At 41.6% G+C, this 25839-nt stretch carries 25 protein-coding genes and 1 pseudogene; 14 read left to right on the top strand and 12 right to left on the bottom strand.

The window, feature by feature from the left end; genetic code table 11:
- Window positions 1-79 precede the first annotated feature (79 nt).
- Together ACLGGR_RS04195 and lepB are read left to right on the top strand one after the other, a co-directional pair.
- Window positions 80-697, top strand: a complete 618-nt coding sequence (locus ACLGGR_RS04195; RefSeq protein WP_410972554.1) for a TVP38/TMEM64 family protein — start codon at window positions 80-82, stop codon at window positions 695-697.
- Entirely contained in the window at window positions 697-1209 is a 513-nt protein-coding gene (gene lepB, locus ACLGGR_RS04190; RefSeq protein ID WP_142944445.1) for a signal peptidase I, read from the top strand. Before ACLGGR_RS04195 ends, lepB begins: the two co-directional genes overlap by 1 nt.
- Window positions 1210-1246: 37 nt before the next feature.
- Here lepB and ACLGGR_RS04185 read toward each other — a convergent pair whose 3' ends face one another.
- The gene (locus ACLGGR_RS04185; protein ID WP_251215697.1) at window positions 1247-2392 is read right to left on the bottom strand and encodes an AbrB family transcriptional regulator; all 1146 of its coding nucleotides are present in this window, start codon (window positions 2390-2392) and stop codon (window positions 1247-1249) included.
- 265 nt (window positions 2393-2657) lie between these two features.
- On the opposite strand from ACLGGR_RS04185, the gene ACLGGR_RS04180 reads away from it, so the two are divergent.
- The 3 genes from ACLGGR_RS04180 to ACLGGR_RS04170 are packed head-to-tail and all read left to right on the top strand — an operon-like array spanning window position 2658 to window position 4381.
- On the top strand, window positions 2658-3080 hold the full coding sequence (locus ACLGGR_RS04180; protein ID WP_142944446.1) for a BlaI/MecI/CopY family transcriptional regulator: 423 nt from the start codon (window positions 2658-2660) through the stop codon (window positions 3078-3080).
- Window positions 3073-3912 (top strand): M56 family metallopeptidase, encoded by an 840-nt coding sequence (locus ACLGGR_RS04175; RefSeq protein WP_410972553.1) that lies wholly within the window; start codon window positions 3073-3075, stop codon window positions 3910-3912. Before ACLGGR_RS04180 ends, ACLGGR_RS04175 begins: the two co-directional genes overlap by 8 nt.
- A 58-nt stretch (window positions 3913-3970) precedes the next feature.
- The gene (locus tag ACLGGR_RS04170; protein ID WP_142944448.1) at window positions 3971-4381 is read left to right on the top strand and encodes a DoxX family protein; all 411 of its coding nucleotides are present in this window, start codon (window positions 3971-3973) and stop codon (window positions 4379-4381) included.
- 196 nt (window positions 4382-4577) lie between these two features.
- On the opposite strand, the gene ACLGGR_RS04165 is transcribed toward ACLGGR_RS04170, so the two are convergent.
- Window positions 4578-5024 (bottom strand): ferritin-like domain-containing protein, encoded by a 447-nt coding sequence (locus ACLGGR_RS04165; protein WP_410972552.1) that lies wholly within the window; start codon window positions 5022-5024, stop codon window positions 4578-4580.
- Between the two features lie 153 nt (window positions 5025-5177).
- Between ACLGGR_RS04165 and addB the strand changes: the two genes are divergently transcribed.
- From addB to ACLGGR_RS04140, 5 genes are read left to right on the top strand one after another with little or no spacing between them, the layout of a single operon-like run.
- Window positions 5178-8687 carry a helicase-exonuclease AddAB subunit AddB gene (gene addB / locus ACLGGR_RS04160; protein ID WP_410972551.1) on the top strand — a complete coding sequence of 1170 codons (3510 nt, stop codon included), beginning with the start codon at window positions 5178-5180 and terminating at the stop codon, window positions 8685-8687.
- On the top strand, window positions 8665-12369 hold the full coding sequence (addA, locus tag ACLGGR_RS04155) for a helicase-exonuclease AddAB subunit AddA (protein WP_410972550.1): 3705 nt from the start codon (window positions 8665-8667) through the stop codon (window positions 12367-12369). The genes addB and addA overlap by 23 nt, the downstream gene beginning before the upstream one ends.
- 26 nt (window positions 12370-12395) lie before the next feature.
- Complete coding sequence (sbcD, locus tag ACLGGR_RS04150; protein ID WP_251215692.1) at window positions 12396-13571, top strand: exonuclease subunit SbcD; 1176 nt, start codon at window positions 12396-12398, stop codon at window positions 13569-13571.
- On the top strand, window positions 13568-16963 hold the full coding sequence (locus ACLGGR_RS04145) for an AAA family ATPase (protein WP_410972549.1): 3396 nt from the start codon (window positions 13568-13570) through the stop codon (window positions 16961-16963). Before sbcD ends, ACLGGR_RS04145 begins: the two co-directional genes overlap by 4 nt.
- 19 nt (window positions 16964-16982) lie before the next feature.
- The gene (locus ACLGGR_RS04140) at window positions 16983-17282 is read left to right on the top strand and encodes an HNH endonuclease family protein (protein ID WP_039177660.1); all 300 of its coding nucleotides are present in this window, start codon (window positions 16983-16985) and stop codon (window positions 17280-17282) included.
- A gap of 47 nt (window positions 17283-17329) precedes the next feature.
- Here ACLGGR_RS04140 and ACLGGR_RS04135 read toward each other — a convergent pair whose 3' ends face one another.
- The 8 genes from ACLGGR_RS04135 to ACLGGR_RS04100 form a co-directional block, all read right to left on the bottom strand.
- Window positions 17330-17548, bottom strand: a complete 219-nt coding sequence (locus ACLGGR_RS04135) for a spore germination protein (RefSeq protein WP_003211468.1) — start codon at window positions 17546-17548, stop codon at window positions 17330-17332.
- A 27-nt stretch (window positions 17549-17575) separates the two neighbouring features.
- Complete coding sequence (locus tag ACLGGR_RS04130; protein WP_410972548.1) at window positions 17576-18001, bottom strand: spore germination protein GerPE; 426 nt, start codon at window positions 17999-18001, stop codon at window positions 17576-17578.
- Entirely contained in the window at window positions 18001-18177 is a 177-nt protein-coding gene (locus tag ACLGGR_RS04125; protein WP_003210893.1) for a germination protein GerPD, read from the bottom strand. Before ACLGGR_RS04125 ends, ACLGGR_RS04130 begins: the two co-directional genes overlap by 1 nt.
- On the bottom strand, window positions 18174-18788 hold the full coding sequence (locus ACLGGR_RS04120) for a spore germination protein GerPC (RefSeq protein ID WP_410972547.1): 615 nt from the start codon (window positions 18786-18788) through the stop codon (window positions 18174-18176). The genes ACLGGR_RS04125 and ACLGGR_RS04120 overlap by 4 nt, the downstream gene beginning before the upstream one ends.
- 31 nt (window positions 18789-18819) lie before the next feature.
- Window positions 18820-19053 (bottom strand): spore germination protein GerPB, encoded by a 234-nt coding sequence (locus ACLGGR_RS04115; RefSeq protein WP_008355157.1) that lies wholly within the window; start codon window positions 19051-19053, stop codon window positions 18820-18822.
- Window positions 19054-19067: 14 nt separating this feature from the next.
- Window positions 19068-19289 (bottom strand): spore germination protein, encoded by a 222-nt coding sequence (locus tag ACLGGR_RS04110; protein ID WP_003211745.1) that lies wholly within the window; start codon window positions 19287-19289, stop codon window positions 19068-19070.
- 125 nt (window positions 19290-19414) lie between these two features.
- Complete coding sequence (locus tag ACLGGR_RS04105; protein ID WP_029707539.1) at window positions 19415-19576, bottom strand: aspartyl-phosphate phosphatase Spo0E family protein; 162 nt, start codon at window positions 19574-19576, stop codon at window positions 19415-19417.
- Window positions 19577-19698: 122 nt separating this feature from the next.
- Window positions 19699-20793: a CotH kinase family protein gene (locus tag ACLGGR_RS04100; protein ID WP_410972546.1), complete on the bottom strand. Its 1095-nt coding sequence runs from the start codon at window positions 20791-20793 to the stop codon at window positions 19699-19701.
- Between the two features lie 205 nt (window positions 20794-20998).
- Between ACLGGR_RS04100 and ACLGGR_RS19260 the strand changes: the two are divergent.
- Window positions 20999-21073, top strand: a pseudogene (locus ACLGGR_RS19260) (spore coat protein CotG); the annotation flags it as partial.
- A 390-nt stretch (window positions 21074-21463) separates the two neighbouring features.
- On the opposite strand, the gene ACLGGR_RS04090 reads toward ACLGGR_RS19260, so the two are convergent.
- Entirely contained in the window at window positions 21464-21679 is a 216-nt protein-coding gene (locus tag ACLGGR_RS04090) for a hypothetical protein (protein ID WP_410972621.1), read from the bottom strand.
- Window positions 21680-21790: 111 nt separating this feature from the next.
- Between ACLGGR_RS04090 and ACLGGR_RS04085 the strand changes: the two genes are divergently transcribed.
- On the top strand, window positions 21791-22696 hold the full coding sequence (locus ACLGGR_RS04085; protein ID WP_251215686.1) for a fumarylacetoacetate hydrolase family protein: 906 nt from the start codon (window positions 21791-21793) through the stop codon (window positions 22694-22696).
- Between the two features lie 92 nt (window positions 22697-22788).
- The gene (locus ACLGGR_RS04080; RefSeq protein WP_034282135.1) at window positions 22789-23157 is read left to right on the top strand and encodes a YisL family protein; all 369 of its coding nucleotides are present in this window, start codon (window positions 22789-22791) and stop codon (window positions 23155-23157) included.
- A gap of 38 nt (window positions 23158-23195) precedes the next feature.
- Here the strand turns inward: ACLGGR_RS04080 and ACLGGR_RS04075 are convergent, their stop codons facing one another.
- Window positions 23196-23723 carry a DUF2777 family protein gene (locus ACLGGR_RS04075; RefSeq protein ID WP_410972545.1) on the bottom strand — a complete coding sequence of 176 codons (528 nt, stop codon included), beginning with the start codon at window positions 23721-23723 and terminating at the stop codon, window positions 23196-23198.
- 154 nt (window positions 23724-23877) lie between these two features.
- Here ACLGGR_RS04075 and asnB point away from each other — a divergent pair, with 154 nt between their 5' ends.
- Window positions 23878-25719, top strand: coding sequence for an asparagine synthase (glutamine-hydrolyzing) (asnB, locus tag ACLGGR_RS04070; protein ID WP_410972544.1), 1842 nt, complete (start codon window positions 23878-23880; stop codon window positions 25717-25719).
- The last annotated feature ends 120 nt before the right edge of the window (window positions 25720-25839 follow it).

The raw sequence follows: 25839 nt of genomic DNA, 5'->3' as shown, positions 1-25839 counted from the left end.
GCGAGTGGGATTCATTTGTATATTTTTATGTTTTCCATGTAAAATGAAATGTAGACAAACCTTGAAGGAGTCAAACAAGTTGACATCATTTCTTTCTCTATTTACTCATGAAAATATCACATCATTTTTTGAAAGCTACAAGGCCTTTGGACCAATTGTCGCTATATTGCTTCCTCTGATTGAAGCATTTCTTCCGTTTTTACCACTCGTGGCGTTTGCGGTGGCCAATGCAAATGCATTCGGCCTTTGGGAAGGCTTTTTATTAACCTGGATCGGTGCAAGTGCAGGGTCTATTCTTGTCTTTTTACTGATCAGAAAATTTGGACAGATGAGAATGCTGAACTTTATCAGCAGACACCCTTCCATTAAAAAATTGATGCTTTGGGTGGAGAGGCGGGGATTTGGTCCATTATTTATTTTACTCTGCTTTCCTTTTACACCTTCTGCTGCCGTCAATGTTGTCGCAGGCTTATCAAGAATTAGCATGTGGCAATTTTCATTAGCTGCTTTAGCTGGTAAGTGTGTCATGCTCTTTATCATTAGTTTTATCGGTTATGATCTTTCCGCTTTAGTAAAGAATCCGTTAAGAAGTGTTTTTGCGGTTCTAGTTATCGTTTTATTATGGTATGTTGGAAAGAGAGTAGAAAATAGGTTAAACATTCGAATGAGCAAGCGTGAGGACAAAGGAGGCTCTTAATGAAAAAGAAGCCATTGCTATGGTTGATGATTATTACATGCATCGTCTTATTGTTCCAGGTAAAGAATTTCATGTTTGTGAAGTATAAAGTAGAAGGGGTTAGTATGGACCCGACATTTACAGATGGAACAGAATTATTAATCAACAAGTTCTCGCCAAAACTCACGAAAATTAGCCGGTTCGATTATGTGTTATTTCACGGACCCAAAAATCAAATTTTGATTAAACGGGTCATTGGGCTCCCAGGAGAATCGATCAAGTATGTCGATGATCAGTTATTTGTCGATGGTGCAAAATGGAAAGAACCCTATTTAAAAGAGCAGAAAAAACATAAAATGGGGAATGTCCTGACAGGAGATTTTCAGCTGAAAGCCATCACTGGACAAAATAAAATCAAAAAAAACCATTACTTCGTGATCGGAGATAACCGAATACATAGCTTCGACAGCCGGCATTTTGGAACGATTTCAAAGGACCAAGTAGTTGGTGTCAAAAGAAATCATGGTGAATAAAAAAGAGGCGCTCTGCACATGCAAAGCGTCTCTTTTTTTATTTTGCGGCTTTATAATCAGGATGTCTTTTTGCCCAGACATGATGTAAGAATCGAAAAAACGGCGGCAGCATAGCAATGACAAGAATGATTCTAACAACTTGTACAGCCACTACAAAGGTTGAGTCCTCATGGAGTGTGACTGCTGTTGTTGCCATTTCTGCAATACCGCCAGGCGAAAAGGCAAGAATGGCTGTAATGACAGAAATGCCTGTCACCTCTGCAATGGCAATTGAACTGAGAACCGTTGCAGCTATCAGTCCAGCTGAGCTGACGACGGCTACAATTAACGTGTTTTTAAGCCCGACAAACATCTGTTTATTCATTTTTGACCCGATGGTTGCACCTAGAAATACCTGTGATGCGATATTCGCTTGTGCTGGCCAGTAAGGAATTAAATCATGACCTATGAGCGCACCTGCACCTACTTGAAGAGCTGCAACTCCTAACATGCTGCCAATCAGCCAAGGGGCAGGGAAATGAAGACGAACCGCCAAGCGTGACATAAGCCAGGCACCTAAAATAAGTGCAGCAGTCCACGAGATATTTGACAGGGTGAAAACACCGGATGAAAAAGCGCTCCCTTGCACGCCTGCAGCTGCATCCGCTGGATTTTTTGTATTTAAATAGAACACCGTAAATGGGATGGTGAGTACGACCATTAATACACGTGTTGTTTGTACGAGACTGACAACGGCGGTATTTGCTCCAACCTCTTGGGCAATCCCTGGCATAGCAGATAAACCGCCTGGTGCTGTTCCGACAAAGCTGGTCAGCATATCTGTTTTACTCAGCTTCCACAAGGCAAAGCCAGAAAGCATCGCCAGTAGAATAGAAAAAACGAGCATGAAACTCACAGGGAGCCAATGTTCAGCGAAAATATGAAGAACTTTCATGTTCATTTTTTGTCCGAGTTCGATTCCGAGAATAAATTGACCAAGGAGTAGCCATCTGCTGTGAATACGCAAGGTGTTGTTTCCTTTACGCTGAAACAGGGTTGGACGTCGCATGGCAATAAATGCAGCTGTGATTAATGTACCGACCATCCAGCCAATAGACATTCCTGTTAAAGACAAAAGAAATCCACCTAAACCGCTTATCGCGATCAAAATGAGATCGGATCGAAGGCTGTTTCCTTGTTTCATCACATGTAACCTTCTTCCTGTAAATTTGTTCAGTAAGTGAAATGTTGTTATCTTCACTATAATACAAAAGTCTCTATAAATAAAATACGAATTTTTTTACCATTTTCATAAGATTATCTTATCATGAATCGGATAGCCTATTGATATAAATAGGGATATAATTTTTACCAAAAAGCAAGGTAATATGCAACGATTTTCCCCTATTTTGGTTATCTGTTGACTATCATTTTCAATTACACTACAATCCTTAGTGTGAGGTGATGACATGAAAATTCCTTCTTTTAAATATAATGAAAAGGGATTGAATCGCTTTTTCGGTCCTTTAGAGGGAAGGATTATGGAGATCCTTTATCAAGGTGAGGATATGCCGATTAAAGAAGTGCAGCAGAAGCTGTCAGATGAGAAGCCGATTAATTTCAACACGGTGATGACTGTGCTGAACCGCTTAACCGAAAAGGGAATTGTCGAGAAGAAAACAAAAGGGCGTTCATCTATTTTTAATCCCATTTTAACAAAAGAAGAATTTCTAAATGAGCAGACAAAATGGATTACGCAAGGGCTGATGGACGATTTTGGTCCACTGGCAGTGAATCATATGGTGGATGCAATTGAAAGTGCTGATCCTGAATTACTCAAAGTGCTTGAAGCAAGGCTGGCATCAAAAAAAGAGGAGCAGCAAAATGAATAAAATGAAATCGAGTCTGCTGTTTTTAGGCGGTATATTGATTGGTTTAACGATTTTTTATCAGATGGGTTATTACGTGCTTTCAAGCTTTTTTGGCTGGAATCAAGCATATAATCTCATTCATGTATGCCAGTCTGTTCTCGAATTCTATGGATTCACTCCTTTGAAATATTTTCTAGATGCTTTAGTCCTCTACACACTGGGATTTGCAATTTTCTATATGACGAAGCAAATCAAAACGTACATTCAATTCAAGCAAAATCTGATGCTTGCAGTCGATTACCACTCGACCGAATCTTTATCTGAGAAATATGCAAATGACATCATTGTGTTTCATTGTCATGAACCGCTTGCTTTTGCCATGGGGATGCTTCACCCAAAGGTTTATTTATCAACATCTCTCATGGACATGCTGGATAAAGAGGAGATTGACGCTGTTGTTTATCATGAATTACACCACAAATACAGCTATGATCCTTTAAAGGCTTTCACATTCTCAATGCTCACAAAAGTTATTTGGTACATTCCAGTGTTAAAGCATATGAGACAAAGCTATTCCGTTTTTCGTGAAGTGATCGCAGATGACTATGCTATTCGGCAGACAGGCACTGAGCTTGGAGTAGGGCAAGCCCTTTTGAAACTCATTAAAAAGAGAACTCAATTTCAAAAACAAACGAAGTTTGCGGTATCCTTTGGAGATCGGGCATTGAATTTAAGAATACAGAAGATCTTAAATCCAACTTACAATATTCCTTTCAATGTACCCATCATTCCCATTGTCACATCAACCATTCTCATGGTGGTCTTAATGATTATGCTTAACCTAAATTACTAATTTTTTTTTACTTATTAACATTACATTATGTAGTGTAAAAACAGGAGGAAATCACTATATGAAAACGAATCAAGAAATAGGAACACTTTTCGTACGTGTTATTTTAGGTAGTATCTTCTTTCTACACGGACTTCAGGCATATCAAGGAGGTCTGGGAGGAACAGCGGCATTCTTTGGACAAATCGGTGTACCGGAATTTATGGCCTATATTGTAAAGACAATTGAGCTGGTCGGCGGTATCGCCTTGATTTTAGGTCTAGGAACACGTATTTTCGCAGCATTATTTGTACCAATTATGGCTGTGGCGATTATTACGGTTGGTTTTTCTAAAGGATTTGTTGGCGGTTACGAATTTGAACTATCGCTGCTTGTCATGGCACTTTATTTAACACTTAGCGGCAGTAAGATGCTGTCCATTGATGGGGTCCTAAAACATCAGCAGCAAAGCAATGAAGCAAAATTTCATTAAACGATCATGAAAAAAACTCCTTCTGCTATTTGTGGCAGAGGAGTTTTTTATTTATCAAATTGTCGTTTTCACATTTGAAAAAGTGAAAGAGATGAGAGGTTTGCTGAGAATAGTACTTTATTTTATAGATTGAATGAATAAAAAGACAATTTCATTTTTTGACGGAACATACGATCTCCTATTAAAATAGGACTATCTAAGACACATGGTGCGTTAAAAGATATAAAAACCATACAGCATGCTGCTGTTCATCTTGAGCGATACGTTTCATCAGCTCTTTTGTTCCTTGATCCCGGACATAATCTGATACCGTTAAGTAAAAATCGACCGTTCTTTGTTCATCTTTAAATGCGAAAACAAGTCCTTCTCTAAATTGATCTGGACAAGGTTCTGTTACGCTTGGTTTGTGGTTTTTACCTGTTAAAGAATAATACAGCTTTGAAAATAGTTGATAGTGTCTGACTTCATCCTGGCGTATTTCTTGAATGATTTTTTTTGCCTCAGGAGTATTTGCTCTTTGGGCAAGTTTTTCGTAGCATTGGATCGCAGAATATTCACCGTTGATCGATTTTTCTAGGTCTGAAATGATTCTTGTGTTTTGGCGCATGTCATATGGCGAGTAGTCGTAATAACCGTAATACATGATATTGCCAGCCTCCTTTGAGTTCATGATGGTTTATGATATGAAAAGAGTGAGGAAAGGTGCCTATATCTTTTTTAGGGAGGAGAAGGGGAAAATAGCTATTTACTTTTATTTTCGCTAGAATATGAGTACATAAGAAAGGTGTTGTGGAGCGTGGAGATTCAGTTTTTAGCAGGCAGATCGGGGAGTGGAAAAACGACTGCAATCTTAGAGGAAATCAAAGAACAGCTTCGGCTTGATCCGTTGGGTCCGCCAATCATTTTTTTAGTCCCGGATCAAATGACATTCTTAATGGAATACGAGCTTGCAAAAACGTCTGAAGCTGGCGGGATGATCAGGGCCAAAGTATTTAGTTTCACGCGTCTTGCTTGGTCTATTTTACAGCAGACTGGCGGAGCGAACCGGCAATTTGTGACAAGCACAGGAATTCAAATGCTTTTAAGAAAAGTGATTGAAGAGGAGAAAGAAAAGTTTAAGGTATTCAAAAAAGCGAGTGATAAGCCGGGGTTTGTGGAGCAAATCGAAAAGACGATGGCTGAGTTCAAAAGGTACTGCATGCTGCCGGAGGATATTGAAAAAATTTCATTATCGAGCATGTATTCAGAGTATACAGAAGAAAGACGGGCAGCCGAAAAATTGCATGATCTGCATGTTCTTTATCAGCAGATGGAGCAGCATTTACAAGATGAATATGTGCACTCAGAAGACTATTTGACGCTTCTCACGCAGCAAATTCCTTTATCTGAAGAAATAAAAGGAGCACACATTTATATAGATGGTTTTTATCAATTTACACCTCAGCAGCTTCTCGTCATTGAACAGCTTCTGCTGCATGCTGAGAAAATAACTGCTGCTTTCACAGTGGATCGTTCCTATTATGATAAGCAGCCAAATGAACTTGATTTATTTCGTATGACAGGTAAAACGTATTTCCAGCTCTATCAGCTTGCCAAAGAGTGCGGAGCGGTCATTTCTGAGAACATTTTGGAGGGAAATCACCGTCATCTTCATACGCCGGATCTTGCTTATTTAGAACGTCAATATGAGCAGAGACCGGTGCAGCCATATCAGGAAGTAACCCCTCATCTCACAGTATCTAAAAGTGCAAGTAAACGAGCTGAAATTGAGGGAGTAGCGAGAGAAATTCTTCATTTAGTGAGAGAAGAAGGACTCAGACTGCGAGATATTTCGATTGTAGCGCGGCATGTAGACGACTATAAAGATACGTTAAAAGAGGTTTTTCGAGATTACGATATTCCTTTTTTTATTGATGGAAATGAATCGATGCAGTATCATCCGCTCATTGAATTGATTCGTTCGAGCTTGGATGTCATAAAAGGGAACTGGCGGTATGAGGCTGTGTTTCGCTGCGTGAAGACAGAGTTCTTATTTCCGCTCGAACTTGCCAAAAACAAAGCGAGAGAACAGGCAGATCAGCTTGAAAACTACTGTATTGCTTATGGTGTAAAAGGAGAACGCTGGACAAACGGCTCCCGTTTCCATTACAGACGATTCCAATCCTTAGATGAAGATTTTGGACAAACAGATCAAGAAATTGAAATGGAACAGATGCTGAATGATGTAAAGGAATGGATTGCACCACCGCTTTTCCAATTGCAAAAAAGGCTGAAAAAAGCGCAAAAGGTCAAAGACATGGTGGAGGCAGTCTATGTCTTTTTAGAGGAAATACAAGTGCCGGATAAACTTGAAAAGGCCAGGCTGGAGGCTGAGGAAGCAGGTAGATTAGCTGAAGCCATGCAGCATGGACAAGTATGGGATGCTGTTATTCAATTAATGGATGAATTTGTTGAAATGCTCGGTGAGGAGGAGCTCTCATTTCCTTTATTCCAACAGATGATGGATACAGGATTGGCCTCTCTAAAGTTCGCTTTAATTCCGCCTTCACTCGACCAAGTATTTATCGGAAGTATGGATTTATCAAGAATGTATCAAGTGAAGTGTATGTTTATCATTGGGGTAAATGATGGCGTTATTCCCGCACGCCCTTCTGATGAAAGTGTTTTGTCTGAGGATGACCGGGAGTGGTTAAAACGAGCAGGAGCAGAACTGGCAGAGACAGGAAAGGAACGGCTGCTAGATGAGCAATTTTTAATTTACCAAGCGCTTTCGAGTCCATCCCATCATTTGTATCTGTCTTATTCGGTGTCAGATGAAGAGGGGCGCTCTCTATTGCCTTCGACTCTTATCAAGTATTGCCAGGAGCTTATGCCGAATCATCAGCATGCTTTGTATGTGTTAGATCCGGAACAGCTGGATGACGATGAGCAATTAAAATTTGTAGCGAATGAGCATGTCTCGTTATCTTATACCGTCTCACAGCTGCAGCAATGGCTCAACCAATATCCCATCAGTGGTGTATGGTGGAGTGTCTATAATTATTTGATGACGTCATCTCATCGGGATGTATCAAAAAACATCTTGTCGAGTTTGTTTTTTACAAATCGAGCGAAGCGCTTAAAACCAAACGTCACCAAAGAACTTTACGGTGATCACATCCAAGGCAGCGTTTCAAGAATGGAGAAATTCAATGCGTGTGCGTTTTCTCACTTTGCTTCCCACGGGTTAAAACTAAAGGACCGGCAATTTTATAAATTGGAAGCACCCGATATCGGCCAGCTGTTTCACTCAGCTTTAAAGCATATTTCAGATACGCTTGTTGAACAAAAAAAGGATTGGAAAAACCTAACGAAGGAAGAGTGTGTCACCTACTCAAGACATGCAATCGAACAGCTTGCTCCGCGTCTTCAAAAGGAAATTTTATTAAGCTCTAACCGGCATGCTTATATTAAAGAAAAGCTCCAGAAAATCTTGATTCGAGTTTCTTCTATCTTAAGTGAGCATGCAAAAGTGAGTGGATTTTCTCCCGTTGGGCTCGAGTTAGGCTTTGGCGGTCAAGGACCTCTGCCGCCGTTTACTTTTCAATTGAAAAATGGCTGCACGATGGAGCTTGTCGGAAGAATTGACCGGGTGGATAAAGCAGAAGGTTCAAAAGGGCTGTTGTTGAGAATCGTCGACTACAAATCGAGTGAGAAAGGTCTTGATCTAGCAGAAGTATACTATGGGCTGGCCTTGCAAATGCTCACTTACTTAGACCTGACTATTACGTATTCAAAGGAATGGCTCGGCGTAGAAGCAACGCCAGCTGGCATTTTATATTTCCATATTCATGATCCGCTCATTCAAGCACCGATTCCGCTTGCAGAGGATGAAATTGAGCAGGAAATATTCAAGAAATTTAAAATGAAAGGTCTATTGCTTGAAGATGTAGAAGCGGTAAAGCTAATGGATCAAACGCTTGAATCAGGAAGATCACAGGTCATTCAAGCTGGCTTGAAAAAGGATGGGTCTTTCCGTTCTGACTCTGCTGTTTTAAGTGAAGATCATTTTCATATACTCACACAGCATGTTCGGCGCACGTTTGAAGAGGCAGGCGAAAGAATTACAAATGGCGAGGTAGCCATTAATCCATATAAATTGAAGGATCAAACACCATGCCGCTTTTGTTCATTTAAGTCTATTTGCCAATTTGATGAATCAATAGAGGATAATGAATTTAGAGTGCTTTCATCTGAAAAGGATGATGTCGTGATAGACCGGATCAAAAAAGAAGGGGATCAGTATGCAAATACCAAAACCGAATAACAGTACTTGGACGGATGACCAGTGGGAAGCCATCGTTTCAGAAGGACAAGATATCCTTGTTGCGGCGGCGGCAGGGTCAGGTAAAACAGCTGTTTTGGTTGAACGGCTGATTCGAAAAATGACCCGTCCTGAAGATCCAGTTGATGTGGATCGTCTGCTCGTTGTGACTTTCACAAATGCATCTGCGGCAGAGATGAAGCATCGGATCACAGAAGCACTTGAAAAGGAATTAGCTAAGAACCCCGGGTCCCTTCATATGAGAAGACAGCTGTCACTCATGAATCGTGCCAATATTTCTACCTTGCACTCCTTTTGCTTGCAGGTTCTGCGCACCTTTTACTATGAGATTGACCTTGATCCAGGCTTTCGTTTGGCTGATCAAACAGAAGGAGAATTATTAGGAGATGAAGTGTTAGATGAACTGTTTGAGGATGAATATAAGGCTGGAAAGCCAGCGTTCTTTGAATTGGTTGATCGTTACACTTCTGACCGTCATGATTTAGACTTGCAATGGCTTGTGAAGAGAATTTATGAGTTTTCCAGATCTCACCCTTCACCTGAGCAATGGATGAGGGCATTCCTTTCTCTTTATGATGTAGATGCTCAAACAAAAGTAGAACAATTGCCGTTTTACCCATATATCAAAGAGGATCTTTCTCTCATTTTTCAAAGCTGTCTGGAACTGCTCGAACGAGCTCTCGCTCTATCAAAAGAACCGGGCGGCCCAGCACCGAGAGCAGAAAATTTTATAGATGATTTAGAGCAAGTCAATGAATTAATAAGCCATCAAGATGATTTTGAGAAGCTTTACGAGCTTTTGCCAAACATCAATTTTAAAAGGCTTAAAACATGTAAAGGGGACGAATATGACCCTGTGCTGTTAGAAAAAGCCACAGATGCACGCAATCAAGCAAAAAAACAATTAGAAAAGCTCAAAGATGAATACTTTATGCGAAGTCCCGCCCAGCATTTGAAAAGCTTAGCTGAAATGAAGCCAGTGGTCGAAACGCTTGTGGAGCTTGTCATCCAATTTGGACAGCGTTTCGAAAGAGCGAAGCAAGAAAAATCAATCGTGGACTTTTCGGATTTAGAGCATTATTGCTTACGCATTTTAGCAGAGCAGGACGCGGAAGGAAATTTGATCGAAACAGAAGCGGCCAAGTACTATCAACAGCAGTTTGAAGAAGTGCTAGTTGATGAATATCAAGATACAAACCTTGTACAAGAAACGATTTTAAAGCTTGTATCTAAAGGAGAACATGCTGCAGAGGGCAACCTGTTTATGGTTGGTGATGTAAAGCAGTCCATTTATCGTTTTAGACTGGCTGAGCCCATGCTCTTCTTAAACAAATACAAACAATTTACACCAGCTGGCAAAGAAACAGGAAAGAGAATTGATTTAAATAAAAACTTCCGCAGCCGTTCAGATGTGTTAGACAGTACGAACTTTTTGTTCAAACAGCTGATGGGGGAAACAGTTGGAGAAATTGAATATGATGAACAAGCTGAATTAAAGCTTGGAGCGAGTTATCCAGAAAGTAAAGATACAACGACAGAAATGCTCCTTGTTCATTTAGATCAACAGGAAGCAGAAACTGACGAAGAGCGAGAAGAACTAGAGACCGTACAACTAGAAGCGAGAGTCATTGCTAAACAAATAAGACAATTGGTGGAGCAGCCATTTCAAGTGTACGATGCAAAACAGCAAATGACCCGTAACTTGCAGTATCGGGACATTGTGATTTTGCTTCGCTCCATGCCGTGGGCCCCGCAAATGATGGAGGAATTGAAGAAGCAGGGAATCCCTGTGTATGCGAATCTTTCCTCCGGTTATTTTGAAGCAACAGAGGTGTCTGTGATTCTTTCTCTGTTAAAAGTCATCGATAATCCATATCAGGATATCCCGCTTGCAGCTGTATTAAGATCACCAATTGTTCATTTAGACGAAAATGAAATGGCACTAATCCGCACGAGTGATAAAAAAGGCACTTATTATGATGCTGTGAAGGCATTTATGAGTGTGACTCATTCAGATCACCCTACATGCAAAAAACTAGAACGGTTTTTCAGGTTGCTGCGTAAGTGGCGTGATTTCTCCATGAATCATTCAGTAGCGGAATTGATTTGGGAAGTATACCGCGATACGCAGTACCTAGATTACGTTGGCGGGATGCCTGGAGGCAAGCAGAGACAGGCGAATCTCCGTGCTCTTTATGATCGAGCGAAGCAGTATGAAAAAGCTGCCTTTAGAGGGCTGTTCCGTTTTCTTCGCTTTATTGAAAGAATGCAGGAGCGTGGAGATGGTCTTGGTGCGGCAAAAACGTTCAGTGAAACAGAGGACGTTGTTCGCATGATGACGATCCACAGCAGTAAAGGGTTGGAATTTCCAATCGTTTTTACCGCAGGACTCGGCAGGAACTTTAATATGATGGACTTAAACCAGTCCTATTTACTTGATAAAGAATTAGGCTTTGGAAGCAAATATATTCATCCTGAGCTGAGAATTAGTTATGCAACATTACCGCTTGTGGCAATGAAAAAAAAGATGAGAAAAGAGCTATTATCTGAAGAGCTGAGAGTTCTATATGTGGCGCTCACAAGGGCTAAGGAAAAATTATTTCTTGTCGGCTCTGTCAAAAATCAGGTGAAAGCATTAAGCAAATGGCAAAATGCCGCAACCGGAGAAGATTGGCTGCTCCCTGATTTTGAACGTTATCAATCGAAAACATACTTAGATTTTATTGGTCCTGCCCTCATCCGTCATCAAGCGATGTCATCTATTTTAGAAGAAACAGGTGATGTTGTTCTGTCGCATCCATCAGCATTCACGATCTCATTTACTCAAGCTTCCGATCTTCTAAAAGAAGATATGTCACTTGAAAAGAAGCAGCAGGACGAGGTGGTACAAGCTTTGATGGAAGGTCTGCCTGTTGAAGGGTATGGTGATGCTGATGAGAAAGTAGCAGAGAGACTTTCATGGAGATACCCATATCTAGCGGCCTCACAAGTCGGCACAAAGCAGTCTGTTTCCGAGATAAAGAGAATGAAAGAAATACAGGATGAGTACAGTGTTCCTTCTTCTCTTCGAAAAGCTCGTGCAACAATATATGACCGGCCGGCTTTCATGAAGAAAAAAGCACTCACAGCTGCAGAGCAAGGCACCGCAATGCATACAGTCATGCAGCATATTCCGCTTCCTTCTGACGAGCCCTATGATGATTCACGTATACAGCAGCTGCTCGATTCCTTACAGCAGAGAGACTTGCTAACAAATGAGCAAGTCCAGTCAATTGATCAAGAAGGAATTGCAGCTTTCTTCTCTACTTCTATTGGTCAAAAGCTGCAAAAAGCGGAATGGGTGAAACGAGAAGTGTCATTTAGTATGGTGTTACCTGTTAAAGAGGTATACAGCCATATTGATGCAGAGGGAGAGCCTGTCCTTATTCAAGGGATGATTGACTGTTTATTTGAAACGGACGGAAAGCTATATTTACTAGATTATAAAACCGATAGAGTGCAAGGCAGATTTACAGGCGGCCTTGAAGCAGCAGCGCCTATATTGAAAAAGCGCTATGAAACTCAAATCGCGTTATATGCAAAAGCAGTAGAACGTTTAACAAACAGAACATTAGAGGAGAAAATTCTTTATTTCTTTGACGGGAATTTAGAAATTTCTTTATAAATGGTTCGGAATGAGAGGTGAATCACATGAGGATTCTGCATACGGCAGATTGGCATTTAGGAAAAACCCTTGAAGGCCGAAGCCGGCTTGATGAGCAAGCACAGTTTTTAGATGAGCTGTATCAAATTGTAAAAGACGAACACATTGATGTCATTGTCATGGCTGGAGACGCCTTTGATACAGTGAATCCGCCTGCTAGAGCAGAGCAGCTTTTTTATGAAAGTCTATCCGCCTTATCGGATAAAGGAAAACGTCAGGTAGTGGTCATCTCAGGAAACCATGATAATCCGGATCGCTTATCCGCCGCATCCCCTTTAACAAATGATCAGGGGATTCATTTAATTGGATATCCGACAAATGATATCATCCGCATCGATGTTCCTTCTTCGAGTGAACGTTTATCCATTGCAGCTCTTGCTTATCCGTCTGAGGCGAGGCTAAACGAGGTGTTGGCTGAAACATTTGAAGAGAAATTACTTCGTGATCATTACAATTTAAAAATACAGCAAGCGTTCCAGCATTTAAGCACTCAATTTCAAGCGGATACGGTCAATATCGCAACGAGCCATATTTATGTGGCGGGAGGAAGTCAAACCGATTCAGAAAGACCAATTGAAGTAGGCGGCGCATATACCGTTGCGGCTGAAAGTCTGCCAGAAGCAGCCTGCTATGTGGCCCTTGGTCATTTACACCGCCCGCAAACCATCAAGCGTGCCAAAACGATTGCCCGCTATTCCGGGTCACCTCTTGCTTACAGTTTTTCTGAATCAGGATATGCCAAATCAGTCACGATTGTAGAAGCAAAACCTAATGAAAAAGCAAGCTGGAAAGAAGTGTTGTTATCAAGCGGAAAACCACTTGTGAAATGGAAGGCGACTGAGGGACTGAGTCAAGTACACGAGTGGCTGGATGAAAAACGGGATCTTCAGGCATGGATTGATTTAGAGATTCATTTAACAGATCAGCTCTCTATAGAAGAGATCCATCAGCTCCGAAAGCAGCATAGCGGGTTTGTCCACATTAGACCAAAGTTTAAAGAACTGCAGCAAATGGAAGAACAAAAACAAGTCGAAAAGCTCTCAATCGAAGAGCGGTTCGTGAAATTTTATGAGCGCCAGACAGGCGGCGGTCTTCCTGATGAAAAAACAGTCAAGCTGTTTTTGGAGCTCGCCAATGAAATGCAAGAGGAGGAAGCGACTTGAAGCCGATTACGCTAACCATTAAAGGACTTCATAGCTTCAGAGAAGAACAAACAATTGATTTTAGCTCATTATGTGATGCAGGTGTGTTTGGCATTTTTGGACCGACAGGAAGCGGAAAGTCGTCCATATTAGACGCTATGACCCTGGCACTCTATGGCAAAGTGGAACGTGCGTTAAATAATACACATGGTATTTTGAACCAAGCGGAAGAAAAGCTGTCGGTTTCCTTCACATTCGCTTTGCAAAAGGAACATCACATTTCTTATAAAGTCGAACGTGCTTTCAAGCGGGCAGATGAAATGAAAGTCAGAACGACACTATGCCGTTTGATTGAAATTGGTGATACGCAGACAGTTCTTGCAGATAAAGCGAGTGAGGTCAATCGTAAAATAGAAGAATTACTTGGGTTAACCATCGATGATTTTACGCGAGCGGTTGTCTTGCCTCAAGGCAAGTTTGCAGAATTCCTTTCTCTAAAAGGAGCCGATAGACGACAAATGCTACAGCGTTTGTTTAACCTGGAAAAGTATGGGGATCAGCTTGTCAAACGTTTGCGCGCGAAGGCGCAGAATCAATATGGACAAAAAAATGAATTGCTTGCTGAGCTGAATGGTTTAGGTGAAGCTGGCCCAGAGGCGCTCGTACAGGCAAAGGAAGCAGCTGAGCAGGCAAAGGCTAATTTTCATGAGAAAAAACAAGCGCGGGATGAAGCGTTCACTGCTTTTACAAAGGCGCAAACGATTTGGCAGTATCAAAAGGAACAAGAAGCTTATGAGACGGAACTAAACCATTTGAATCAACTGGCACCATCAATGGAAGAGAAAAAGGCCAAGCTTCATATTGCTGAGCAGGCAGAGGCATTAAAGCCCTATGCGGATGCATTAACAAAGGCTGAAAATCAGCTTTCTCAAGCATTAAAAGAGAAGCAGGAAGCAGAAAATCAGCTTCTGCATCAACGAACGATCTATGATCAAATGACGCAGAACTATGAGCAAGCCAGACAAAAGAAAATAGAAACTGAGCCAGAACTTCTCCAAAAGAAAGAGCAGCTGATTCAGCTAAAGGAAATTGAACGGAAAAAAGAGGCGGCTCTTCAGGAAAAGACGGCAATCGAACAACGAAAAAATAATACAGCGCAGCAATTATTACAAAAAAAAGAAGAAGCAGACAATCTCCAATCTTTGTTAGAACGTGCACTGGCAAAACAAACACAGCTGAAACGTGAGCTGGAGCAATTGCAAGTCTCTGTAAAAGAACGGAAAAGTGTACAGGATGCTTTGCGTTTAAGCGAAAATGTTCAAAGAATACATCAGAGCATACACAAAGAAGAACAAAAGATGGAAGAGCTCAAAAAGCGATCATCACAGACCGCAGCAGCATATGAAAAGCTTCAAAAACAGCAAAAAGACCATCATGAAAAAATAGATCAATCATTTCAAGCGATTGAACAGCTCTATTTCTATGTATGTGAATTCGAACGCGCTTTTACAGAATGGAGTAAAAGAGAACAAAGTCAGAAGCTCGAAAAATTAAAACAGCGTGACGCTGTTAGGGCGGCAGAATTAAGAAAAGAATTAGCAGCAGAGCTCGTAGATGGCGAGCCATGTCCTGTTTGTGGATCGATTCATCATGATCCGAAGGCATTGGAAAACAATGACCATGAAGAAACTGTGGCACAAATTGATGAAGTGATTCAAAGGATGGACAAAGAACTCAAGCTGGCAGAGGAATATGCAAGAGACATGTATGCCGCCAAGCAGCTATTGGAAACGCACGCCAATCAATTAGTAAAGCAGTTTGCCTTTTTATCTCAGAAAGCGCCTGGTGCGGAAGTTGCTGCAGCAGTAGAAGCAGTGCAAAATCCGGAGTCCTTGCAGTATCTCATGCAAGAATGGAAAGGCTTGAAACAAGATATTCAAGAAGTTGAACGTAAACGAGCTCGTTTAATGGATGAAACACACGATCAAGCAGCTGAGATAAGCAAGATGAAAGATCAAATGACATTTGAACAGCAGCGTATTGAAGAATTAGACAGACTGATCAAGGAGCTTCAATCTGAGCTGTCAGAGCAAACGTCTCAATTTGAACAGACCTTCCCGCACTTTACATTGCATCAAGTACAAGAGATGCAAAAGCAGATCGATGAAAAGGACCAGCAAGCGGAAGGCTATAAAGAGCGTATTGAGAAAAGTATTTCATTTTTGGAAGAAAAGCAGCAGGCAAAAGAACAGCTGCAAACAGCCATATACGATGTAGAGAAGGAACTTGATAAACTAGCGCATCAGCTAGAAAGCCAGCAGCAGCTCATTCATCAATATGAAACAGATTTAGGGAGGTATCCATTAAAAGCTGTCTCTATTTCTGATGAACTGATTGAGGTTGAACACACGCTTGCTCGTCTTAATGAAATGGAACAGCAATCGTACAAGCAATTACAGCACGCGCAGGAGCTCTTTAGTGAAGCGCAAAGTCATTTTTCAAGCTGTGAGCGTCAGCTTCAAGAGGCTGACCGGAGAAAACAAGAAGCAAGTGCAGCATGGGCTAAAGAATCGGAGTCTTCTCCTTTTGATAAGCCTCAAGAGATTGAATCTGCTTTTATGAATCAGGCAGTACGTCAATCGGTTAAACAAGAAATTGACGAATTTGAGGATAAAAGAAAGCAATGTGCCGCAAACTTAAAGCGAATTTCTGAACTGCTGAAAGATGAGTCATTAAATGAACAGCAGTGGACTGACATTCAACTGAGAAAAGAAGCGGCAGATAAGGCATTGGAAGAAGCAACAGTAATGAGCGGCTCTGCATATGAACATCTGCGCGTAATGGAAGAGAATCACCAGCGCTTTGCAAGTATTCATGAACGCTTGAGAGAGCTTCAGCAAGAAATTGATCGGCTCGATAAGCTGCAAACTGTGTTTAAAGGAAATACATTTGTTGAGTTCTTAGCAGAAGAACAGCTGGAAAGTGTCAGTCGTGATGCATCTGCCCGTCTTGGTATTTTGACAAGACAAAGGTATGCGATTGAGGTTGATTCAGAAGGCGGTTTTGTCATGCGTGATGATGCGAATGGCGGTGTCAGACGTCCAGTGTCCAGCTTGTCCGGCGGGGAAACCTTCCTGACGTCGCTTGCGCTTGCATTAGCTCTTTCAGCGCAGATTCAGCTGAGAGGTGAGTTTCCGCTGCAATTCTTTTTCCTTGATGAAGGCTTCGGTACCCTTGATCAAGACTTGCTTGATACGGTGATTACCGCATTAGAGAAGTTACAATCCCAAAACTTAGCTGTCGGTGTCATCAGCCATGTGGAAGAATTGAAAATGCGGCTGCCGAAAAAACTGATTGTCCATCCAGCAGATCCAAGTGGGAAAGGGACAACAGTCTCAATGGAATTAATGTAAATTTTGAGGTGATGACACGGTGGCAAAGCAAACAATTGGATTATGTGAGCTGTGCGGAAGACAAGATGTCCTGCTCACAGAACATCACTTAACGCCAAGAGAAGAGGGCGGTGCCTTTTTACCGACTGCCTTCCTGTGCATCCCTTGTCATAAACAAGTACATGCCCTCTTTACAAACCAGGAGCTTGCCGCACGTTTGAACACAATTGATGCGCTAAGGCAGGATGAAAAGCTTGCTTCTTACATCAAATGGATTCGGAAACAGCCGGCAAGCAAGCTGGTCAAAACGAAAAAATCGAGACAGCGCAGAAAGAAATAAGCATAAAAAAGCGCTCCTCTATTTGAAATGAGTGTAGAGGAGCTGCTTTATGCATTGCCTACCATATTCTGATCATTTAAGTCAGGATCCACATAGTTGGTGGCGCTAATACCATTATTTAAAATCAAGAAATCTCCGGTATTCCCCGCTCCAGAGCCTAAAGCAGATTTTGACGAACTTTTAGGCGATAGGTAGAATGAGTCACCGACGTTTACGACGCCTCCAGAAATAGAGTTAATGTAAATGGGTCCGACAATTGCTGGCATAATCGACATCCTTTATTCGAAGTCATATCACATCATATGCATAGGTAGGTCCATTTGTGAGTTTTGCGGACTTTCATCATTGCTAAATAGCTCCCTGATATGCTTCACTCGCGCAATGCCATTCATTCTACAAGTAGAGCCGATTTGATAGACAGAGGACGATGATACCCCTTCTACATGGATTGAAGACACCTTAATCACAGGCTTTTCATGGTAGAATGCCGTTCTAACTGATCGTTCTGGCAGCATCAATGGAATGGGTTCAACATACACTTCAAATTCTTTCGCATCTAAATTTCCTGCTTCATAGCCATAAAACAAACTAATGGTTCGTTGAACAGCTAACACCTTGACTACCGGGCATAGCTCCTGTGTATCACCAATTTGAACCACACTCGAAATCCCGACAGAATTCACCTTTGAGAACTTCACTTTAGATGTGCGCTTGATCATTATCGAGGTGCCAGAGGAACAAACGGGCCGATAATCAGTGATTCTGGCGGTGTATCGAAAATCGAGGATAATTGTACATGGTCTGTGTCCCCGATGATAAACAGGGAAGAGGACGATACCCCGACTACTTTAATGCTTCCGGTCTCGATGTTGCGGTTGACAACAGTAAAATTCATCCGTTTTCCTCTCCTTTCGTTTCACTTGGAATATGGGCTAAAAAGTGCTCAATCGCCCGCTTTACATCATGTTTCACATATTCAGCAATTTGCTCTGAACGCTGCAGCGGGGTCATATCTTCCCGCTGTGGCAGCTGTCCCTCATAGTATTTGATCCTGCTGTCAATTTGCTTGCGAATGTCCTCAATGATATGGTGTTTGTTGCTTTCATCAAGGGACCCTTCATATCGCTGCTCTAGCTCTTCAAGAAGGTCCGGTGCTTCTTCATTTAAGAATGCATCGACAAGCTGTCGTGTTTGATTGAAAAATTGACCAGCCATTTCTTGCTGCATCATTCCAATTCCCGGGGTTGTTGTTTGGCCCACTTCAAAGTTTTGAACACTGTTTGGATCAGATGGATTGAGGCCGATATTCAGCGTTCCTTCCAGCCGTTCGATTTTCAGTTGATCAAATTGATAATCAATCCGTTCAATATTCGTTGTCGGCTTATCTTTGATCATTTGTATTTCCTGCTGAAGTTCGTTAAGCTTTTTTTCAAGCATCATGATTTGTTGTGTTTGTTGTTGAATGATGCCATACACTTGTGAAGCGTTGCTTTGATAATCATACATTTACATACACCTCCGGGGATTGCAGATGAACTTAAGATGTTGGTGACTGAAGCGGTACAAAAGGTGCTGTGCTTGCGCCTTGAGATTCTTCAATTCCTTGTGTACCTGCTGCGGCAGGCGCTGCTTCTACGTAGCTTCCCGTGTTATACAGGTTGGAAAGGGCTTTGATGGACCCAGCACTTCCTATTTGCAGAACAGAGGAGTTACTCACAGACTCTACACGTAAATAATTAATTTGTATCGCTTGATTAATATAGAAGTTCAACGGATCCTCACTCCTTACAAGTTACCAACAAGCGGTTGATCAATGACATCACTGTCGTACGTATTTGTCACACTTTTGTAGTTGCTAATTCGCAATTGATCACCAGTATTAAAACTGCCTGCGCCAGCAAACGTTTTAACCTGACTATTTGGAGAAATGGTGATGCAGTCTCCAACATGAACGACTCCGCTCGTTCCGACGGCATTTACTTTAAAGGCTCCAACAATAGCCGGCATAGCGGTGCACATCCTTTATAAAATTAGGGCACTTGTTTTGGGCGTTTCACCATAGCTTATGATGGGTCTTTTAATGTGTGATTGTCTTTTTGAATGCTTTTGATGAGAGGAATTAGATGTATGGCTTACCCTTTTTTTGAGCAATCTTTAGAGGTGGATTTGATACCTTTATTTAAGAGTGTGTCAAGCTCTTGACTGCACCTGATCGTTTCTTCGGCATTCATCCCGAATTTTTTTGCAGTCTCAATTAAATGTAATCTTTTTTGTTCAATTTCATAATTGATCATAACGGACGCCAACTCTCACATTTTTTATCAAATAGAAGGATATGGTTAGTATACCCTATTTTTCTATAAAAAAAGCTGTTTCGTCAATATGAGTAATAAAGTGACAAAATTCGAAAGTGTTCTTACGTGCCAAATATCTCTTTTCTTATCTCAGCCTGTAAATAACGTCGTCTTTTGTTGATATACTGCCTGATTAAGTCTCGTTCAGACTTCAGGATGTCTTTGCGATCTTTCGTATATGGATCATCTCCAATTCGGTACTCAATCGATTCATGCCATTTCTCGATGATTGGGCAGAGCTGGTCTTCTACAAAATGTGTATCGAGTACATGCTGGAAAAGTGTGTAATAGGCTCTTTTAAATGAAGGGATATCTAGTAATCTAGCTGTTAATGTATTAAAGCCGTTTACTGGGATATAATCAAACGCCATTTCTTCTCCATGAATGTCTCGACCCCATGTTGCATCATAATCCCAAGGAAGTACTTGAAACCTTCCTTGTTCATTCACATAAAGAGCGTAGTTATGAACAAAACCATCAAAGTTTTGTGTGCATACCACACCGATGAGCCAGCGGAAATATTGTGTCACATCTAGGTATTGTTCTATTTTTTCTGCAAAAGTGTCATCTTTCGCTGTGTTGAGAAAGTAAATAAATTCGCTCAGCTGCTGATCATGTTGAGAAGTCCCCGTTTTTTTCTCGTATCCGAGAAGAAGGTGCTTTTTTGGCTTTTTATCAAAAGAACTCAAAAGGGAGAAGTTCGCATCGTCATCAACTGCATAATAAATGCCGCCTCCTGAAAGCTGCCGTTTTTGAAGAAAAAACTCATCGACGGATTCTATTTTCAAATAAATGCCTTCTTTTCTTCCGTTTATGGTGAGAAACACATGAGAAGCGGCTGGGCTTAGCACCCCCATCTGCTCAAAGAAATAAAAGGACAGCCTGTTTCGGATAAAAGAAGGGTCATTGTACTCTGCATTTAAATGAAAGATGGATTCGCCTTGTCTTTGTTTTGGCTTTCGGTATTCAATTTGATAGGACTTTTTCTTAAGCTTTCTAATGTGTGATCCGCGGTATGAAGCATAAATATGTGATTTGGTTTGGCCGGTTTTCAGAATGGCTTCAACAGGTTCATCGTTCCAAATGTCTTTTTTTAATTCAATCAGGTCCTTTGGATGAATCCACATATCAAGTTGTTTTAAAGGTTCTGTGTTCATATGTTCATCAGCCTCCTATATGCTCTTCTTTACGATATGAAAGTGAAGGAATGTCCTGTACCGGCTGGTAGGTATTCATGGAGTTTTCAAGGAAAGAGGCATTCGTCACGAACACTTGTCTACCGAGTCTCGTAACATAAAGCAGAGAAGATAAACAGCTTTGTCTGTTTGTTTTGTCGAAGATAGACTGGGAGGGGAATTGTTCGTGAGTACATTTGATCATTCACACATTGAACATGCAGTGGCTTCACTTCGAAGTGAGGGACGTGATCATCACTTAGATCGTGAACCAGAATCGAGACGTTCGCACAAGTCAGCTCGTTCTCGTCATTCAAGTCGCGGCCATTGGTTCTTTGGCGGTGGTGGACGCCGTAAATCACGCCGCAGTAAAAAAAGCTACAGAAGCTATCGTTCAAAGAAAAGTTATCGCTCAAAGAAAAGCTATCGTTCGAAGAAAAGCATGAAGAGTAAAAAGTCATATAAAAGCAAAAAATCTTACAGAAGCAAAAAGAGCGAACCGAAAAAGTCACACCGCAGCAAATGCAGATCGCATCATAAGAAGAGCTGCCGCAAATCACACCGCAGCAAACACAGATCGCATCATAAGAAAAGCTGCCGCAAGTCACACCGCAGCAAATGCAGATCGCATCATAAGAAGAGCTGCCGCAAGTCACATCGCAGCAAGCACAGATCCCACCATAAGAAGAGCCGCAAGTCGCGCCGCAGCCATCGATCTAAACGTTCTCATCACCATAAGCGCAGCCGCTCTTGCCGAAGATGTGGAAAGAAATCGCATCGTTCCAGAAATAGAGGAAATGTTGAGCGTAAATGGGATCAAGGGAACATGTGGGAGTACCGCCGTTTCCGCTAAGCATTCGATCATCATTTTTGAAACCCTTTTTAAAAGAGAGTATGATAAAAAAGGGTTTTTTTTATTTCATAGAGAAATAAAATGAGACATCATAACTTAGCGAAATGAAGATTGTGAGGGGAAGACATGAAGTTTTTTACTGGTGAGATACATAGCAGCATGTTTATTGGGGTAGTCATTGATGATGAATGGGTGATGGACGTCAAAAAGGCAGAAGCCAAATTATTTGAGCTTGAGACACTGCCAAACTCATTATCTGAGTGTATCAAAATGGGGGACAAGTTTGTGGAACATGTAGGGCAGCTTCTTGATTGGGCTGAGAAAAAAGAAGAAGACCGCGGTTCTTATGTCTATCCGCTTTCGGACGTGAAACTCCATGCACCGATTCCAAAGCCGTCTAAAAACATCATGTGTGTCGGAAAGAATTATCAAGATCATGTCATGGAGATGGGTAGTGCGGCGGATATTCCTAAAGACGTAATGATTTTTACAAAGGCACCTACTTCTGTCATTGGACACGAAGCGGACATTCATCTTCATGAAGGTGTGACAAGTGAATTGGATTATGAAGGAGAGCTTGCCATCGTGATGGGCAAATCAGGGGAAAACATTGCTCCTGAAGAGGTCCAAGATTATATATTCGGTTACACCATTTTAAATGATGTGACGGCAAGAGATTTGCAGAAAAAACATAAACAATTTTTCATTGGTAAAAGCTTAGATACAACCTGCCCGATTGGACCTTATATCGTTCATAAGTCAATGATCGAGGATCATGGTGCGCTCCATGTGGAAACAAAGGTAAACGGAGAGGTTCGTCAGTCTGCGAGTACGGAATTAATGATCTTCACAATTGAGGACATTGTCTCCACTCTTTCAAAAGGGATGACGTTAGAAGCGGGTGACATCATTGCAACAGGTACACCTTCTGGGGTGGGGAAGGGCTTTGAACCGCCTAAGTTTTTAGCTTCTGGAGATCGTATTGACATTACGATTGAACCGATTGGAACGCTGACGAATCACGTCAAATAAAGCGCGTGATGACACAGGATTGTCGCTTTGTGTATGACTTATTTCGTGGTACGATGAGAAGGTACTTGTTCTGATAAAGGGGGAAATCACAAATGGGAACACATTTACATATCACAGCATGGGTGCTGGGGATTATTTTATTTTTCGTAGCCTTTGCTCTAGCAGGTAAAAACGACAAAGGCGCTAAAATTGTGCACATGATCGTTCGCTTATTCTACTTGATCATTATCGCAACAGGCGTAGAGCTGTATGTTCGCACAGGAATGAAAATTCCAGGTTTCGGGGGCGAGTATATTGGAAAAATGATTCTCGGTATCCTCGTGATCGGTTTCATGGAAATGGTCCTAGTGCGCAAGAAAAAAGGAAAATCGGTGACTGGTGTGTTGATTGGTTTTATCGTATTTGCGATTGTGACCATTCTTCTCGGTTTACGTCTCCCGATCGGTTTCCATATCTTTTAATATAAAAAGGGCATTGCTTATACGAAGCAGTGTCCTTTTTATGTGGCATCAAATTGTGAAACCGTCCGGTGCCCGTCTGAGGTGGTCCATTCAAAACGGATGTGGCTGGCTGCAGGCTCATAGTGATATTGAAGTGCAAGTGATTGCGTATCTGCCGAAAACTGAAAGAAAGAGACGCGCTGCATTGAATGAAAGGAAGAGAAGACACAATCATAGACGGAAAAACCAAGCTGCTCTACCTGTTCAAGGATGTGATGAAAGATGTTTTCCGGTACGAACATGAGAAGATCAAGCCATCCTTTCGCAAGGGACGCCGTATATTGAATTTTTTCTCCCCCTTGTACTTCTATTAGCTGCCCGTTTTCATGGAGAATCATGGAACCAAGCAATTCTCCTTTTGTCCATCGGTCATTTTCCTGCAAACAGATCATCGTGCTTTGGAGACTTTCTGGCAGCATGATCTCTCCTTCTTCATCTTCAATCAGACAATGCCCGTTTTCAATGAGCAAATACCCGTTACACCATCTTCGGTTGCAGCGTTCAAGCTGCTTCATTCGATTCTCCATTTACAAAAGCTCCTTTCTTCTTTCTTTTCTTACCAAATCAAGCTTGTCCTATACGCCGGGAAAAAAGGACAAATCAACTATCAAGGAGACGATGCATAAACTAAGAAAGGCTGAATGAGAACAATTGAGGAAAAACGGATGGGAGCTGATGATGATGTGTGGAATTACAGGCTGGGCAGACTTTAAAAAGCAGCTCATCCAACAGGATCATGTAATCAATCAAATGACAGATACATTATCTAAAAGAGGGCCAGATGATACAAATACGTGGAAAAGTGAGCACGTTCTTTTCGGGCATAAAAGGTTAGCGGTTGTAGATGTAGAAGGCGGAAAGCAGCCGATGACATATACACATCAAAACCATGCTTATACGGTTGTATACAACGGAGAGCTCTATAACACAGAGGATATAAGAAAAGAATTATTAAAAAGGGGTCACCGCTTTCTTGGGCATTCTGATACAGAAGTTCTTCTTCATGCCTATACAGAATGGAAGGAAGAGTGTGTCTCCCATTTTAATGGCATTTTTGCATTTGTGATCTGGGATAGTGAGCGTGAATTGTTATTTGCAGGGAGAGACCGGCTCGGCGTCAAGCCGTTTTTCTATACAGAACGTCATCATTCCTTCTTATTTGGTTCAGAGATCAAAGCACTTCTTGCTCACCCTAATATCAAAGCAAAAGTCGATCATGAAGGGCTGTCGGAGATCTTTGGCTTAGGGCCGTCAAGAACACCAGGCCAAGGAGTGTTTAAAGGGGTAAAAGAGCTGAGACCTGCACATGCCTTGACCTTTTCAAAAAACGGACTGCGCGTGTGGAGATATTGGAATGTCAAAAGCAAGGAGCATACCGACTCACTTGATGACACCGCACAGCACATTAAGCATCTCTTTACAGATGCCGTGACAAGACAGCTCGTCTCTGATGTACCTGTATGTACATTTTTATCTGGGGGCGTTGATTCTAGTGCTATTACTGCCATTGCCGCAAAGCACTTTGAGAAAATAGGGAAAGCACCGCTTCATACGTATTCCATTGACTACGAAGAAAATGATCAATTCTTTGAAGCGAGTCACTTCCAGCCGAATGCTGACGGCCCATGGATTGATCAAATGACCAAAGCGTTTCAAACAAATCATCACAGCTGTATCATCGGGCAAAAAGAGCTGGCTGCATATTTGAAGGAAGCGGTTGAGGTTCGAGATTTACCTGGTATGGCAGATATCGATTCTTCTTTACTTATATTTTGCCGAGAAATTAAAAAGGATTTCGTTGTTGGTTTGTCAGGTGAGTGTGCTGATGAGATTTTTGGCGGCTATCCTTGGTTTCACATGGCAAATGAAACAAATAGTTTCCCTTGGATGAGATCGACTGAAGCGAGAACGCAGCTTTTGCAAGACACGTGGCAAAAAAAGCTGTCACTGAAGGAATACGCGCAAAGCAAATATGAAGAAACGTTGGCAGAAACGCCTCTTTTAGATGGAGAAACTGGAGTCGATAAAGCCCGGAGAGAACTTTTTTACTTAAATATGATCTGGTTTATGACAACACTGCTTGACCGAAAAGATCGCATGAGTATGGGCGCTAGTCTTGAGGTACGTGTGCCATTTGCAGATCATCGTCTTGTCGAATATGTGTGGAATATTCCTTGGGAAATGAAAATGCATGGAAATCGTGAAAAAGGGGTTTTGCGAAAAGCATTAGAGGGAATTTTACCGAATGAAGTGCTTTATCGGAAGAAGAGTCCTTATCCGAAAACACATCATCCAGCCTATACTCAGGCTGTGAAAGAGATGCTAACAGACTGCCTTTCGCAAAAAGATTCTGTACTTCACGAATTTTTAGATCCACATCAATTAAAACAGCTGATTGAAACGGAAGGAGCTTCCTTTCATGTGCCATGGTATGGCCAGCTCATGAAGGGCCCGCAGTTGATTGCCCATCTAGCACAGATTCATCATTGGTTTGAAACGTATCGTATTGATATAGAAGCGTAATAAAGGGTCGGCTTTCTTGCACTTGTTGAAAGGAAGCCGGCTTTTTTGATACATAACATGAGCCTTTTTGAGCACATCAAAAGTTGATCAAACCTTTTCAATTTGTATAATTAACTTAAA

Source organism: Bacillus sp. BD48 (assembly GCF_046566805.1).
GTDB classification, from domain to species: Bacteria; Bacillota; Bacilli; order Bacillales; family Bacillaceae; genus Bacillus; species Bacillus safensis.
The sequence above is the reverse complement of the archived record's forward strand: the minus strand, read 5'-3'. Positions and strand labels throughout refer to the sequence as shown.